This window comes from Maribacter sp. Asnod1-A12, from assembly GCF_045063735.1.
GTDB lineage: Bacteria > Bacteroidota > Bacteroidia > Flavobacteriales > Flavobacteriaceae > Maribacter.
On record NZ_JBEFNZ010000006.1, the window covers coordinates 2,750,886 to 2,764,123 of the forward strand.

At 34.1% G+C, this 13,238-nt stretch carries 9 protein-coding genes; 8 read left to right on the plus strand and 1 reads right to left on the minus strand.

From position 1 onward, the window contains the following. Positions 1 to 25: 25 nt before the first annotated feature. From ACJJVP_RS11675 to ACJJVP_RS11695, 5 genes are read left to right on the plus strand one after another with little or no spacing between them, the layout of a single operon-like run. Positions 26 to 3,532, plus strand: coding sequence for a metallophosphatase (locus tag ACJJVP_RS11675; protein ID WP_405413852.1), 3,507 nt, complete (start codon positions 26 to 28; stop codon positions 3,530 to 3,532). A gap of 17 nt (positions 3,533 to 3,549) precedes the next feature. Next, the gene (locus tag ACJJVP_RS11680) at positions 3,550 to 5,163 is read left to right on the plus strand and encodes a glutamate synthase-related protein (RefSeq protein ID WP_405413853.1); all 1,614 of its coding nucleotides are present in this window, start codon (positions 3,550 to 3,552) and stop codon (positions 5,161 to 5,163) included. Between the two features lie 12 nt (positions 5,164 to 5,175). Next, positions 5,176 to 5,910: a hypothetical protein gene (locus tag ACJJVP_RS11685; protein WP_405413854.1), complete on the plus strand. Its 735-nt coding sequence runs from the start codon at positions 5,176 to 5,178 to the stop codon at positions 5,908 to 5,910. A gap of 2 nt (positions 5,911 to 5,912) precedes the next feature. After that, positions 5,913 to 6,566, plus strand: coding sequence for an NAD(P)H-hydrate epimerase (locus ACJJVP_RS11690; RefSeq protein ID WP_405413856.1), 654 nt, complete (start codon positions 5,913 to 5,915; stop codon positions 6,564 to 6,566). A 7-nt stretch (positions 6,567 to 6,573) separates the two neighbouring features. Then, positions 6,574 to 7,197 (plus strand): Pycsar system effector family protein, encoded by a 624-nt coding sequence (locus ACJJVP_RS11695; protein ID WP_405413857.1) that lies wholly within the window; start codon positions 6,574 to 6,576, stop codon positions 7,195 to 7,197. Here the strand turns inward: ACJJVP_RS11695 and ACJJVP_RS11700 are convergent. Continuing rightward, complete coding sequence (locus ACJJVP_RS11700; protein ID WP_405413859.1) at positions 7,190 to 7,555, minus strand: hypothetical protein; 366 nt, start codon at positions 7,553 to 7,555, stop codon at positions 7,190 to 7,192. The genes ACJJVP_RS11695 and ACJJVP_RS11700 overlap by 8 nt on opposite strands. Before the next feature lie 131 nt (positions 7,556 to 7,686). On the opposite strand from ACJJVP_RS11700, the gene ACJJVP_RS11705 reads away from it, so the two are divergent. From ACJJVP_RS11705 to ACJJVP_RS11715, 3 genes are all read left to right on the plus strand, one after another. Beyond that, positions 7,687 to 9,594, plus strand: coding sequence for an endo-beta-N-acetylglucosaminidase (locus tag ACJJVP_RS11705; protein ID WP_405413861.1), 1,908 nt, complete (start codon positions 7,687 to 7,689; stop codon positions 9,592 to 9,594). 421 nt (positions 9,595 to 10,015) lie between these two features. After that, positions 10,016 to 11,290: a ribonucleotide-diphosphate reductase subunit beta gene (locus ACJJVP_RS11710; RefSeq protein ID WP_405413863.1), complete on the plus strand. Its 1,275-nt coding sequence runs from the start codon at positions 10,016 to 10,018 to the stop codon at positions 11,288 to 11,290. Next, a complete protein-coding gene (locus tag ACJJVP_RS11715; RefSeq protein WP_405413865.1) occupies positions 11,291 to 13,087 on the plus strand; it encodes a ribonucleoside-diphosphate reductase subunit alpha in 1,797 nt (598 codons plus the stop codon). Positions 13,088 to 13,238: the final 151 nt, after the last annotated feature.

The following is a 13,238-nucleotide window of genomic DNA, read 5'->3' on the forward strand; positions in this document are numbered from 1 at the left end:
GGCACGTTTAAATAAACCAACTATAATGAAAAAGTTTTCCTGTTTTCTCCTAATATCTTCATTAGGATTATTTACAAGTACCGTTTTTTCTCAAGAAATAGAGAAGTCTATTTTTATTACTGGTAACACTTGGGATACTACAAATACAGAGGTTCTTTCTGAGATTTCAAAAGAATCGCAGTTAGCTAAGAAACCTACAGTTTTGATACTGGGAAATGCAGCACCTAAGACTGAAATAGAAAAGTCATTAGACAAGCAGTTGTCAATTATGTCTGAACTGGGTAATGATGTCATTTTTGTATCTGGTAATAAAGAATGGTTAAAAGGTCATAAAGGTGTTTCTGATATTGAAAACTATATACAGAAAAATAGTAAAGCAAAATTTTCTCCTGATGACGCTAAACCTATTAAGCATCAAGATTTAGGAGTAAACGTAGAATTGATTACTGTAGATTCTCAATGGTTCTTAGAAAACTGGGACAATCATATTTATATCAATGAAGATTCTGAAATTCAAAATAGGAACTTGTTCTTTTTAGAATTTGAAAATCGAATTAAAAAAGTACAAGGTAAAATCGTATTTGTTGCATTATATCACCCCATAAAAACAAATAGTAGGCAGGGTTTTTTTAGTAGTATCGGTGGCTTCTCTACTCAAGAATTTCAAAACAAGCAGTACAGAACGCTTAGAAACAGGTTGAAAACAATAGCTAGAGGTGCAGACAACGTTATTTTCTTGTCGGGTCAAGGTAAAAATTTGCAATATATTAATGGAAGTGTTCCTCAAATTACAAGTGGTGCTGCTGGTAAAATCGAATCCGTTAAACATGGTGAACCAGATGATTTTTCTATAGCCAAAAAAGGTTATGTTCGCCTAGATATTACAACTGACGGTAGTGTAAAGGCAAATTATTACGCTTTAGATAATGGTTCTTTTAATGAAGTTTTTAAGACTACTGTACTAAAAAGCGAAACTGAAGATTTACAAGTATACAACTTCGATAAAAATCTAGGAGCTAAAAAATCAGCGGCTATTTATACGAAAGAAGCTGCAACAAAAAGCGGATTCTATAAAGCGCTATGGGGTGAACATTACAGAGAATTCTATGGTAAAGAAGTAAACGCACCAGTAGTTTTCTTAGATACTTTAATGGGAGGTTTAACCCCGTTGAAACGAGGAGGCGGACAACAATCAAAATCACTTAGGTTAGAAGATAAAGAAGGTAAGCAGTATGTTATGCGTGCCTTAAAAAAGAGTACTATAAAGTTTTTACAAGCCAATGCTTTTCAAGAAACTTACATTGGAGATGTTTTAGACGGTACAACCGTAGATAAATTTTTAGCCGATTTTTATACGACTTCAAATCCATATACTCCTTTTGTTGTAGGTGGGTTATCTAATGCCGTTGGTGTCAATCATACCAATCCTATTTTATACTATATTCCTAAACAAGAAACATTAGGTGTTTATAATGATGAGTTTGGTGATGAATTGTATATGATTGAAGAGCATGTAGGCGATTCTCAAGTAGAAGCTGAAAGTTTTGGAAAACCGTTAAAAATATTAAGTACTGCAGATGTTTTACAAGAAATAAACAGATCGGGAAAATCTGTAGTAGATGAGTCTTCTTATATCCGTGCAAGAATATTCGATATGCTTCTGGGAGATTGGGACAGACATGAAGACCAATGGCGTTGGGCGCTTTATAAGAATGAAGACGGAACGGAGTATTGTAGTCCAATACCAAGAGATCGTGACCAAGCATTTTCAAAGTACGACGGTACTTTAATCAGTTTTCTGACAAGAGTAATACCAGGGCTACGTAAAATGCAAACTTATGATGAGGACCTTAGAAGTGTAAAATGGTTTGCATCATCTCCTTATCATTTAGATTTAACTTTTATTCATGCTTCTGGTTGGGAAGAGTGGGAGAAGCAAACCAATCATATTCAAATCCAGTTATCAGATGCTGATATTGAAAATGCTTTTGAAGCAATTCCTGATGAGATAAAAGGACCAATCATAGATGATATTAAACAGAAATTAAAAGGTAGAAGAGATAATCTTAAAAAAATAACTAAAGCATATTATCTCTATTTGAACAAGTTTCAAGTTGTTACAGGAACACAGAAAGCAGATGATTTTACCATAACTAGATTAGCAGATGGTAAGACTACGGTAAAAATAGACCGTAAAGATTTAGGTCTTTTAAATCATACATTTTCGAATGACATTACCAAAGAAATTTGGCTATTTGGGTTGGATGGAAAAGATACGTTCACGGTAGAAGGTGAGGGAGACCATCCTATAAAAATTAAAATAGTAGGTGGAAAGAAAAATGACACATACGACTTTAAAAACACACGAAAGGTAAAACTTTATGATTACAAGGATAAGGAGAATACCATTGTAAATAAAAGATCTAAAAAATGGTTGGTAAATGATTATGAATTAAATAATTACGATCATAAAAAAGTAAAATATAATTTTAATCAGTTGTTACCTATAATAGCATTCAATCCAGATGACGGAGTGAAATTAGGAGTGATTAGTAATCATACTTCATATAGTTTACAACGTAATCCATTTACATATAAGCATAGTATTAATGCTGCATATTATACCAGCACATCAGGTTTTGATTTGTCGTATAAAGGGGAGTTTTCGAATATTTTTCATAACTGGAATTTTGGTTTAGAAGGTTTATACACAAGTCCTAGTTTTTCAGAAAATTTCTTTGGCTTTGGTAATGAAACGCTTTATGACGCTGATGAGGTCGATTTAGATTTTAATAGAATTAGAATTAGTAAATTTAAAGCAGCAGTGTCATTGCAATGGGAAGGTATTAACGGAGGTTCTTTCTATTTTAAACCTTTAATAGAATCTTTTGAGGTTGATAATACAGCCGATCGTTTTGTAGCACAACTACCACAGACTAATACAATTTTTGATAGGCAAACCTATGCAGGTGTAGAAACTGCTTATAATTTCAAAAATAAAAATAGTGCCGCTTTTCCTACCTTGGGGCTAGATGCAGGGCTGACCATAGGTTATAAAACGAATATAGATAATACCGAAGCAGATAATAGTTTTGCGTACATACAACCACAATTTATCATAGATCACAAATTAACTAAAAGCGGTAGTATCGTTTTTGCAACCAAGATTGCAGGTGAAGCATTGATCGGTGATGATTTTGAATTTTACCATGCAGCAACTATTGGCGGTATCAAGAGCTTAAGAGGATTTAGAAATGAAAGATTTACTGGAAAACAATCTTTTTATCAGAATACAGATTTAAGGTTTCCTTTAGGAGGGTTAAGAACCAGCCTTGTACCTTTTAGATTCGGACTTACCGGTAGTTTCGATTATGGTAGGGTTTGGGTTGAAGATGACACTTCAAATAAATGGCATAATTCAGTAGGTGCATTGGCTTGGCTTATAGGAGCTGAAGCTTTTACGGCTAACATAGGATATTTTAATAGTTTAGATGGTGGGCGTGTTGTCTTCGCACTAGGCTTTTCTTTTTAATTAAAAAATTACTACCAATGAAAAAACCAATTGCAATTGCCCAAGTAGACACTTTAGAAAACAAAAAACCAGAACACGCATTAGTCAATGGTTTGGATTTAGTAATCGTAAAATTTGATGATGATATTTCTGTATTGTATGGTAGATGTCTGCATAGAGGGGCATTAATGTCAGACGGTCATGTAGATGGTCATAACCTTATTTGTGGTGTTCACGGTTGGGATTATAGAGTAGATACCGGAGTTTCAGAATACAATAACGCTGAGGTATTACATAAGTTTACTACTAAAATAGAGGGTGGTAGTCTTTTTGTAGATGAAGAAGAGATAGATGCTTATTTAGTAGACAGTCCGCAACCTTTTAATAGAGATGCTTATTTGGGCGCTTACGCAGATACACACCCTGAAGAGACAGAACCATACACCGGGTATATAAAAGAATTAGCTACCAACGGACTTAAAAATTTAGGGCATCACGGTTTTTCGGCTTCCATGGGTGTAGATAGAAATACGTTACCAAAATGGAGTGATATTCAATTTTTGCCTGCCCAATTGGCAAGTAGACCGTTGCTAGATGAAGATGAGGTGGCTACAAAGGTGGTTATAGGACCAAAGGCTAAAAAGCCTTTACATTTAGATATTCCCCTGTTTGTGAGTGATATGAGTTTTGGTGCTTTGTCACGCGAAGCAAAAATAGCGTTGTCTAAAGGTGCAGAACTGGCAGGTACGGGTATTTGTTCAGGAGAAGGTGGTATGTTGCCTCAAGAGCAAGAAAATAATAGCAAGTATTTTTACGAATTGGCTTCGGCAAAATTCGGCTTTACTTGGGATAAGTTAGATAATGTACAGGCATTTCATTTTAAAGGCGGACAAGGAGCAAAAACAGGGACGGGTGGTCATTTACCAGGTGCTAAAGTAAGTAAGGAAATTGCTGAGGTAAGAGGTTTAAAAGAAGGTGAAACGGCAATTTCACCAGCCACTTTCCCAGATTTTCATGGTGTAGATGACTTCAAATCTTTCGCAGCTCAGGTAAGAGAACGTACAGGTGGTATACCGATCGGATTCAAAATTGCAGCAAGTCATATAGAAAAAGATATTCAATTTGCATTAGATGTGGGTGTCGATTATATCATTTTAGATGGTAGAGGTGGGGGAACAGGTTCTGCACCAACCATATTAAGAGATAATATCAATGTACCTACAATTCCTGCTTTGGCCAGAGCAAGAAAATATTTAGATAAAGTAGGTGCCACAGATGTAACCTTGGTTATTACCGGAGGTTTACGAGTAGCTGAAGATTTTGGTAAAGCCCTTATGTTAGGTGCAGATGCTATTGCCGTATCTAATTCGGCTTTACAGGCAATTGGCTGTTTGGGTATGCGTGCTTGCGGTAGTAACAACTGCCCTGTGGGTATTGCAACCCAAAAAGAATCATTACGCAGTAGATTGATAATAGAATCTTCGGCAAAACAATTACATAACTATTTTGATGCTACAAATAACCTTATCAAGGTTATAGCAAGAGCTTGTGGGCATGATGATATTTCAAAATTCAATTTTGATGACCTATCTACTTTTAATCATGACATGCATCGTTTAACAGGAATTAATTACGGCGGTGTTAACGCTTAAAAACAATATAAGATGGATAAAATGATGCATTTAGCAGCACAGTATTTAGCTGCTGCAGGAATAAGTTTTGTAGGGAAGAAAGCAGATGATAGTCATACCAATCTTGGCTGGTCAACTGAAAAACAACGTTTAGAAACACACCCATTATCAAAAGAAGGAGATGTTCTTTCATTAAACTATAATACCTTTTCGTTAGAGTGGAATTCCCCTAAGAACAATGCTTCTTTTGCTTTAGATGGTAAAACCCATCAGCAGGTATTGGAGTGGTTGACGAATTCTACGGATACATTTTTGGGTAAGAAATACACCTATGGTTTTCATTACGAGCTACCATATTCAATTGATGATTCTTTCACCTTTATACTAGAAGCATCTAAATTAAAGGAACTCGCCGATTTAAGAAGTTTGACGCAATCTGGTCTAGAAAGAACACTTGAGGTAAATGGTTTGTCATCAGACATTCGTATTTGGCCCCATCATTTTGATTCAGGTGCTTATGTTATTATTTCTAATGATTTGTCTATAGGCTTTGGTTTAGCTGTACCTGATACGATGATCAATGAACACTATTTTTATATCAGCGGATACAAAGGGCATAGCGGTTTAGATACTTCTAAGTTTGATTCTCTTTCATTAGGTGAATGGAAAAACGACGGATTTAAAGGAGCAGTTTTACCAGCTACAAAAATTGACAAAGAACAAGTGGTACAGTTTTTCACGGAAGCTATCAATACCTATAAAAAGTAAATATGCAAGTAACCAGTCTTTCGTTAGAAGCCTTTAAAGAGATGGATTATTGGGCGGTTGAAAAATACAACCTGTCCATTGAATTGATGATGGAAAATGCCGGGCTTCAACTAGCAAGATTAATCGCCAAAAAGGCAACTGAGACCTCTGTAATCACTATTGGCGTTGGTAATGGAAACAATGGCGGCGGCGGTTTAGTAGCTGCTCGCAGACTTGCTGCTTGGGGGTTTAACGTGAATTTAGACTTGGTGGTTCCTATTACCAAAGACCTGCCAAAAGCACAGTTAGAAAGAGCGTTGTTATTTGGAGCTAAAGAAGGTATTCCAGAAACAACGGATATTTGGGTAGATGCTTATTTAGGATTTTCTCAAAGATTGCCGTTGTCAGATGCATTTGTAAAAAGTATTGAATTAGCAAACGCATCATCGGCATTTAAAATATCATTGGACATTCCCGTTGGTATTTCTAAAGATGGTGAATTATCAGGGTTTAAAGCACACCAGGTAATGACCTTGGCAGCTCCTAAAATTCTTTTAGAAAAATTACCGAGCGGAGTAGAAGTATTTATGGCTGATTTAGGAATTCCAAAATCGGTTTATGAGCATTTTAATATAGAGGTGCCTAACTTTAAAGAAAATCAATTGATAGCTTTATAAACATTATATGATAAACGATAAAGAAGAAGCTAAAGAGATTGATAAACAATTGCGAAAAGAATTGGGTATTGATAAAGAGAAGCTAAAAGAACTGAAGAAAAAATTAGCAAAAGTTGAGCCTCGTTCAGAACGTGGTGCAGAAACTTTGTTTCGTTTGGTATCTAAAAACCAGTATACTTTGAACGCGATGATCGATAGAAAATCGAATATTCTTATTTCTATCAACGCGCTTATTCTGTCTATAATTCTGGGAACTGTATTAAGTCAGTTAGATAAAGATCCGCATCTTATATATCCGGCAATTATAATGTTGGGAACTAATCTCATATCTATAGCATATGCAGTATTTGCCACTAGACCAGAACTTACGCATGGAGATAAGAGTACCAATAACCTTTTGTTCTATGGTAATTTTAATACTATGAATGAGGAAAAGTACACAGAAGAACTTACAGGTTTAATGTACAAAGGAGATGAACTTTATAAGACCATTGCAAGAGATACATTTCACTTAGGGAAGACAATTGATAGAAAGTTTAAACTACTTAGAACTTCTTTTCATGTTTTCTTAGTAGGTATTATTTTAGCAGTGGTAGGCTTTATATCTTGCCATATCATGTTTGCTATGTAATCTTAATTAATGTTGCGTCTGTTTTAATTCTAAAGCAACGCTCTTCGCCTAAATAAAGTGGATTACCATGTTTTTCAGACCAAAATCCGTCTAAAATATCTTTGCTGATACATTGATAAACAGCAACACCTTTATAAATATTATGGTCTTCTCCATTGTATCTAAAGTTTATAACTAGAATATTGTTTTTAAAAAATCCAGTACCTGTCTGCTGTTGATTAGTACCAATAGTCCATATGGCATTTATTCGGCTATTTGAATCCAAAGACAAAATCAATTTTCCTTTGTAAGAATGCTGTTCGGCATCTTGGTTGCTTCCTAAGATATTATATTCTCCAACTAAATCTTCAATGGTCATATATTGTTTTATGAATGACGAAAGTATTGAAAATTTAGCGCATGAATTAAGTGATAAAATAAAAGGTTAGCGTCAAACTTTTTGTAGAATCATTTGAAAATAGCAATCTTTAACTTTAATTGAGAATGAATATGAAGAAAGCAATTTTAATATGTCTAGTGATAATAGGTTTTGCAACTAAAGGTCATACCCAAAAAGAACAGTACGGAGATAATCAGCCCTACTCTTCGTATTGGTTCGTTGATGAATTATTGCAATGGTCGGCAGAAAGTGAAAAAGACGCTAAATTCAATATTAGTCAGGTAGCATTGGCAAGTCGTTTTTTAAATGATTCAACTAAATTGAATGATGATGCCCAGAAAATTCCTGGTATCATAGCCTTGATGGCTCCATATACAACCAACTTTCATCCATCGCAAGGATTTTCTACGGTAAAACAGTATGTGTTCCCGTTTTGGCAGTACATAGATTATTTTGTGCAATGGGGTGGATCTGCAAATGAGGGAATCATAGTATCACCCACTGCTTTCTGGACAGATGTCGCACATAAAAACGGAGTTAAAAGTATTGGTACCGTATTTTTTCCACCTAATGTATATGGAGGAAAAGAAGAATGGGTGTACGAATTTCTTGTACAGAGGGAAGACGGTAGCTTTCCTGTTGCCGATAAATTGATAGAAGTAGCTACAACTTATAATTTTGATGGATGGTTCATTAATCAAGAAACGTATGACTTGGTAGGTGAAATGGGTGAATTGATGCAGCAGTTCATATCATATTACAGAGAACGTTCAAACTTAAAATTAGTTTGGTATGATGCTATGATAGATGACTCTAGAGTGATATGGCAAGATGAGTTAAATAACCATAATCAAATATTCTTTCAAAAAGAGGATAGAAGTATGTCTGATGTCTTTTTTATAAACTTTAGATATAATGAAGTCAATTTAGAAGATAGTAAGGTTTTGGCCCGAGAATTAGGAAGAAGCGAATGGGATTTGTTTGCTGGTATAGATGTACAATCTAAAAGTTTTAAAACTCCCATAAAATGGGATGCCTTATATAAAGATGGAAAACCAAACAATACTTCTATAGGTATATATTGGTCAAATTCCACGTTCGATATGTCAGAAACAAAATTACCCGATGATGTGTATGCCAACGAACAACAGTTTTGGAACGGTGGTCAGTCAATAGAAACACGATTTGGTAAAAAAACCTGGTTAGGTTTTGCAGATTATTTTGAACCACGTAGTGTCATCAATGAATTACCCTTTAAAACGAACTTTAATTATGGTCTTGGCTATTTTTATAATGAACAGGGTAAAACCGTTTCAAGTAACGAATGGCATAATTTGAGTATTCAAGATATACTACCAACATGGCAATTTCAAGTAGACACTATCAAAGTAAAAGCCTCAATTAATTTTAATGATAGTTATACTGGTGGTAGTAGTTTATTATTTGAAGGAAATGAAGATGCTGATATTCCTTTATATAAAACCAAAATTAATTTAGATAAAAATGTAAAATTTAAAGTAGTCACAAAAACAATAGGACCCATTTCGTTAGAAATATATTGTCAGTTATCTAATGGTGATATTTTGACATACCCGATAAAAAAATCACTAGCATGGAAAAATAATAGTTTTACCATACCAGCAAATAGGAATCTTATATTGTCAAAAATAGGAGTACGCACAAAGGGAAAAGGTAGTGGTTACGTGGGTGAATTATCGCTGATATCTAAAAAAGAAACTAAGCCATCAACATCTACATTTAAAGTTCAAGCTTTTTCTCACGAAAATGGTACCGAATTATATGTTCATTTTACTTCTATTTTAGAAAATGTATATCATAATTTGTACTATGTAAACGCAAAAAATGAAAAAGTATGGTTGGGGAAAACTCCTGCTCAAGATTTCTATATTTCCGATATTCCTACAAAAAAAGGAATTATTAATTTAGAAGTACAATCAGAAAGTTTTGGAGGTGCAAAGGGCAAAATTATCGGTAAAATGGTGAATTTAATGAACTAGCTAAAGTAGTGATTTAAGTGAAAAATATAATGCTTAGGTTGATATGGTTTTAGTTATATTATTGAACGGAAACCACTTAAGGCAATGTTAATGTAATTCGAAAACTTACGTCGAGTTTCATAGTTGATTATTTTAAAAAATAACCTATGAGAAACACCGTAAAAAATAATTTAAAAAAGTTTTAGCTAAAGTAATTCTTTAATAGTATATCACTTCTATGTTTATATTTTTAAATATAAACAATTGATTATAAGTATTTTATGTTTTGTTTGTGATTAGGAATATGGTAAGCCATTTTACGTGAAAAATCAAATTGTTGATAACCCTGTTAAAAGCTTAAATAGGTAAATGTAAAATTAAGGTGATTAATTTTCGAACTTTACACCTCGCTTATTAACTACAACATTAACTTTATATTAACATGAAAATCACAGAAGTCATAAAAAGGGATTTTTCAACTAAACCCTTTCATTTACACAAAATCACAAATGCCATTTTGAAGGCTATGACAGCTGTTGAACATGGTGGACCGGGTGAAGCTGAAATTATATCCAATAATGTTCATTTAGCATTATTAGAAAGAAAGCAAGCTGATGTTAATTATATTCCTACAGTAGAGGAGGTTCAAGATTTCGTTGAAAATAAATTGATGGAAGGTGGTTATTTCGATGTAGCTAAGGGATATATTCTTTATCGAAATGAGCAAGCACAGAGAAGAAAGTCTAATATCTTTGAAAAGCGTGTAAATCTTAAGCCATATGAATACCCTGCATTGTATGAATATGTATCTGCAATAAGACATTCATATTGGATACATACTGAGTTCAATTTTACAAGTGATATTCAAGATTTCAAAACTGGTTTAACAGATATTGAAAGAAACGCAATAAAGAATACTATGTTGGCCATTTCTCAAATAGAGGTTGCGGTCAAAAGTTTTTGGGGAGATATCTATCACAAAATGCCTAAACCGGAAATTGGTTCGGTTGGTGCCACATTTGCAGAGAGTGAAGTAAGACATCATGATGCTTACTCACACTTGTTAGAGATATTAGGTTTAAACGAAGAGTTTAAAAACTTGAAGAAAAAACCTGTAATAATGAAGAGAGTTCATTATTTAGAAACAGCTCTTAAGAATTCAAAGAGTGAGAATAACCAAGAATATGCCGAGTCGGTTTTATTGTTCTCATTATTTATAGAGCATGTATCTTTATTTTCTCAATTCTTGATTATTATGGCTTTTAATAAACATAAGAATATGTTTAAGGGCATATCTAATGTTGTAGAGGCTACTTCAAAAGAAGAGCAAATTCATGGTGATTTTGGTATTGATATTATCAATATCATTAAAGATGAAAATCCTACATGGTTCAACAAAGAATTTCACGGCACTGTACAAGAAATGTGTAAAGAGGCATTTTTATCAGAAAGTGATATTATAGATTGGATTTTTGAAGCCGGTGAAATTGATTTCTTACCTAAGAAATTAGTAAAAGAATTCATTAAAAAAAGATTTAACGATTCTATCGAAAGTATTGGAATCGAAAAAGTATTTGACGTAGACGAAGAATTACTATCACAAACAGAATGGTTCGATGATGAAATTATTGGAACCAAACATGGCGATTTCTTCGTAAAACGCTCTATCAACTATAGCAAAAGAACACAAAGTATAACCAGTGACGACTTATTTTAAATGAACGATTCAAAAATTAAATTAGAGACTAGCCTACAAGAAGAAGTTAAATTGAATGGTTCAAATGAACTGGTACAAGCTAGAAAAGAAGCACTTGAAAGCCTAAAGAAAGATAAAGAAGAAGGTTTCAAGTGGTTAAATGAAGATAGCCGTAATTTTTTAGGTTCTGGTTACTTGACTCCGGGTGTTACAGCAGAAGCTCGTATTCGTGAAATAGCTGACAGAGCAGAGAAAATATTGGGTATGCCCGGTTTTTCAGATAAGTTCTATGGCTATATGAGCGAAGGCTTTTACTCTTTGGCATCACCGGTATGGTCGAATTTCGGAAAAGAAAGAGGGCTGCCAATTAGCTGTTTTGGTTCTAACATAGCCGATGACATGGGTAATATTTTATATACACAGTCAGAGGTCGGTATGATGTCTAAATTGGGTGGTGGTACATCTGGTTATTTTGGTAATATTCGACATAGAGGAGCAGACGTTAAAAATAACGGCAAAGCTTCTGGAGCTGTACATATTATGCAGCTTTTTGAATCTATGGTAGATGTAGTAAGCCAAGGTTCTGTTCGTCGTGGTCGTTTTTCACCTTACTTACCTGTAGAGCATGCAGATATAAAAGAATTTTTGGAAATAGGTACAGAGGGAAACCCTATACAAGAGCTTACGCACGGTGTTACCGTTACCAATGAGTGGATGCAAGAAATGGTAGATGGAGATAACGAAAAACGTTCTATCTGGGCAAAGGTGTTACAGAGAAGAGGTGAAATGGGTTACCCATATATTTTCTTTAAAGACAATGCCAATAACGGAGCTTCAGATGTGTATAAAGAAAAAGGACATAAGATTTATGCAAGTAATCTTTGCACGGAAATCATGTTGCCATCTAGTGACGAATGGTCTTTTGTTTGCGTATTATCTTCTGTAAACGTACTTCATTACGATAAGTGGAAAGATACCGATGCAGTTGAAACAATGGTATTCTTTTTAGATGCTGTTATTACTGAGTTCTGTGAAAAGTTAGAAGTTTATAGAGATTCAGAAAGCCGTGAAGATAGACAAACGTTTATGTTTATGGAACGTGCGTATAATTTTGCTAAAGATAACCGTGCTTTAGGTTTAGGTGTTTTAGGATGGCATTCATTATTGCAATCAAAAATGTTGCCATTTAATAGTCAAGAGGCTTATAATTTGAATAGCGAGATATTCAAAACTATAAAAGAAAAATCATACAGTGCGTCTGAGCAGTTAGCTGTTAAATTTGGTGAGCCAGAAGTATTAAAAGGATATGGTAGAAGAAATACAACGTTGAATGCTATTGCACCAACAACATCTTCTGCATTCATCTTGGGTCAGGTATCTCAGGGTATTGAGCCAATATGGTCTAACACTTATGTAAAAGATATAGCCAAAGTAAAGACTACGATTAGAAATCCTTTTTTGGTAGAACTTTTAGAAGATAAGGGAATGAACACCACAGAAGTATGGCATAGTATTCGTGATTATGACGGTTCTGTTCAGCATTTAGATTTTCTATCAGACTTAGAGAAAGATGTATTCAAGACCTATTCGGAAATCGATCAAATGGATATCATCTATCAAGCAGCAAATAGACAAAATCATATTGATCAAGGTCAATCGGTGAATATTATTGTTCATCCAGATATGCCAGTTAAAGAAATCAATAAGATTCACGTAACTGCATGGAAATTAGGTCTGAAGTCATTGTACTATCAGCATAGTATGAATGCAGCGCAAAAATTCAAACAAAAGAAAGATTGTGCTAGTTGTGAAGCTTAGTTCTTAAAGCTATTAATAGATTTACAATATTAAAATCTGGTGTGTTGACAAAGGAAAATAACCTTGTTGATACACCAGATTTTTTTATCTATTAATAAAAAGTTGCAAAAGAAAAGTAAATAAGATAAAAGTGTTCAATGCGACAAATTTT

Excerpts from the sequence above, each read along its gene's own strand:
- ACJJVP_RS11685 (WP_405413854.1), top strand. The coding sequence starts at position 5,176 with ATGGATAAAATGATGCATTTAGCAGCACAGTATTTAGCTGCTGCAGGA.
- ACJJVP_RS11695 (WP_405413857.1), top strand. The coding sequence starts at position 6,574 with ATGATAAACGATAAAGAAGAAGCTAAAGAGATTGATAAACAATTGCGA.
- ACJJVP_RS11680 (WP_405413853.1), top strand. The coding sequence starts at position 3,550 with ATGAAAAAACCAATTGCAATTGCCCAAGTAGACACTTTAGAAAACAAA.
- ACJJVP_RS11705 (WP_405413861.1), top strand. The coding sequence starts at position 7,687 with ATGAAGAAAGCAATTTTAATATGTCTAGTGATAATAGGTTTTGCAACT.
- ACJJVP_RS11710 (WP_405413863.1), top strand. The coding sequence starts at position 10,016 with ATGAAAATCACAGAAGTCATAAAAAGGGATTTTTCAACTAAACCCTTT.
- ACJJVP_RS11700 (WP_405413859.1), bottom strand. The coding sequence starts at position 7,555 with ATGACCATTGAAGATTTAGTTGGAGAATATAATATCTTAGGAAGCAAC.
- ACJJVP_RS11715 (WP_405413865.1), top strand. The coding sequence starts at position 11,291 with ATGAACGATTCAAAAATTAAATTAGAGACTAGCCTACAAGAAGAAGTT.
- ACJJVP_RS11675 (WP_405413852.1), top strand. The coding sequence starts at position 26 with ATGAAAAAGTTTTCCTGTTTTCTCCTAATATCTTCATTAGGATTATTT.
- ACJJVP_RS11690 (WP_405413856.1), top strand. The coding sequence starts at position 5,913 with ATGCAAGTAACCAGTCTTTCGTTAGAAGCCTTTAAAGAGATGGATTAT.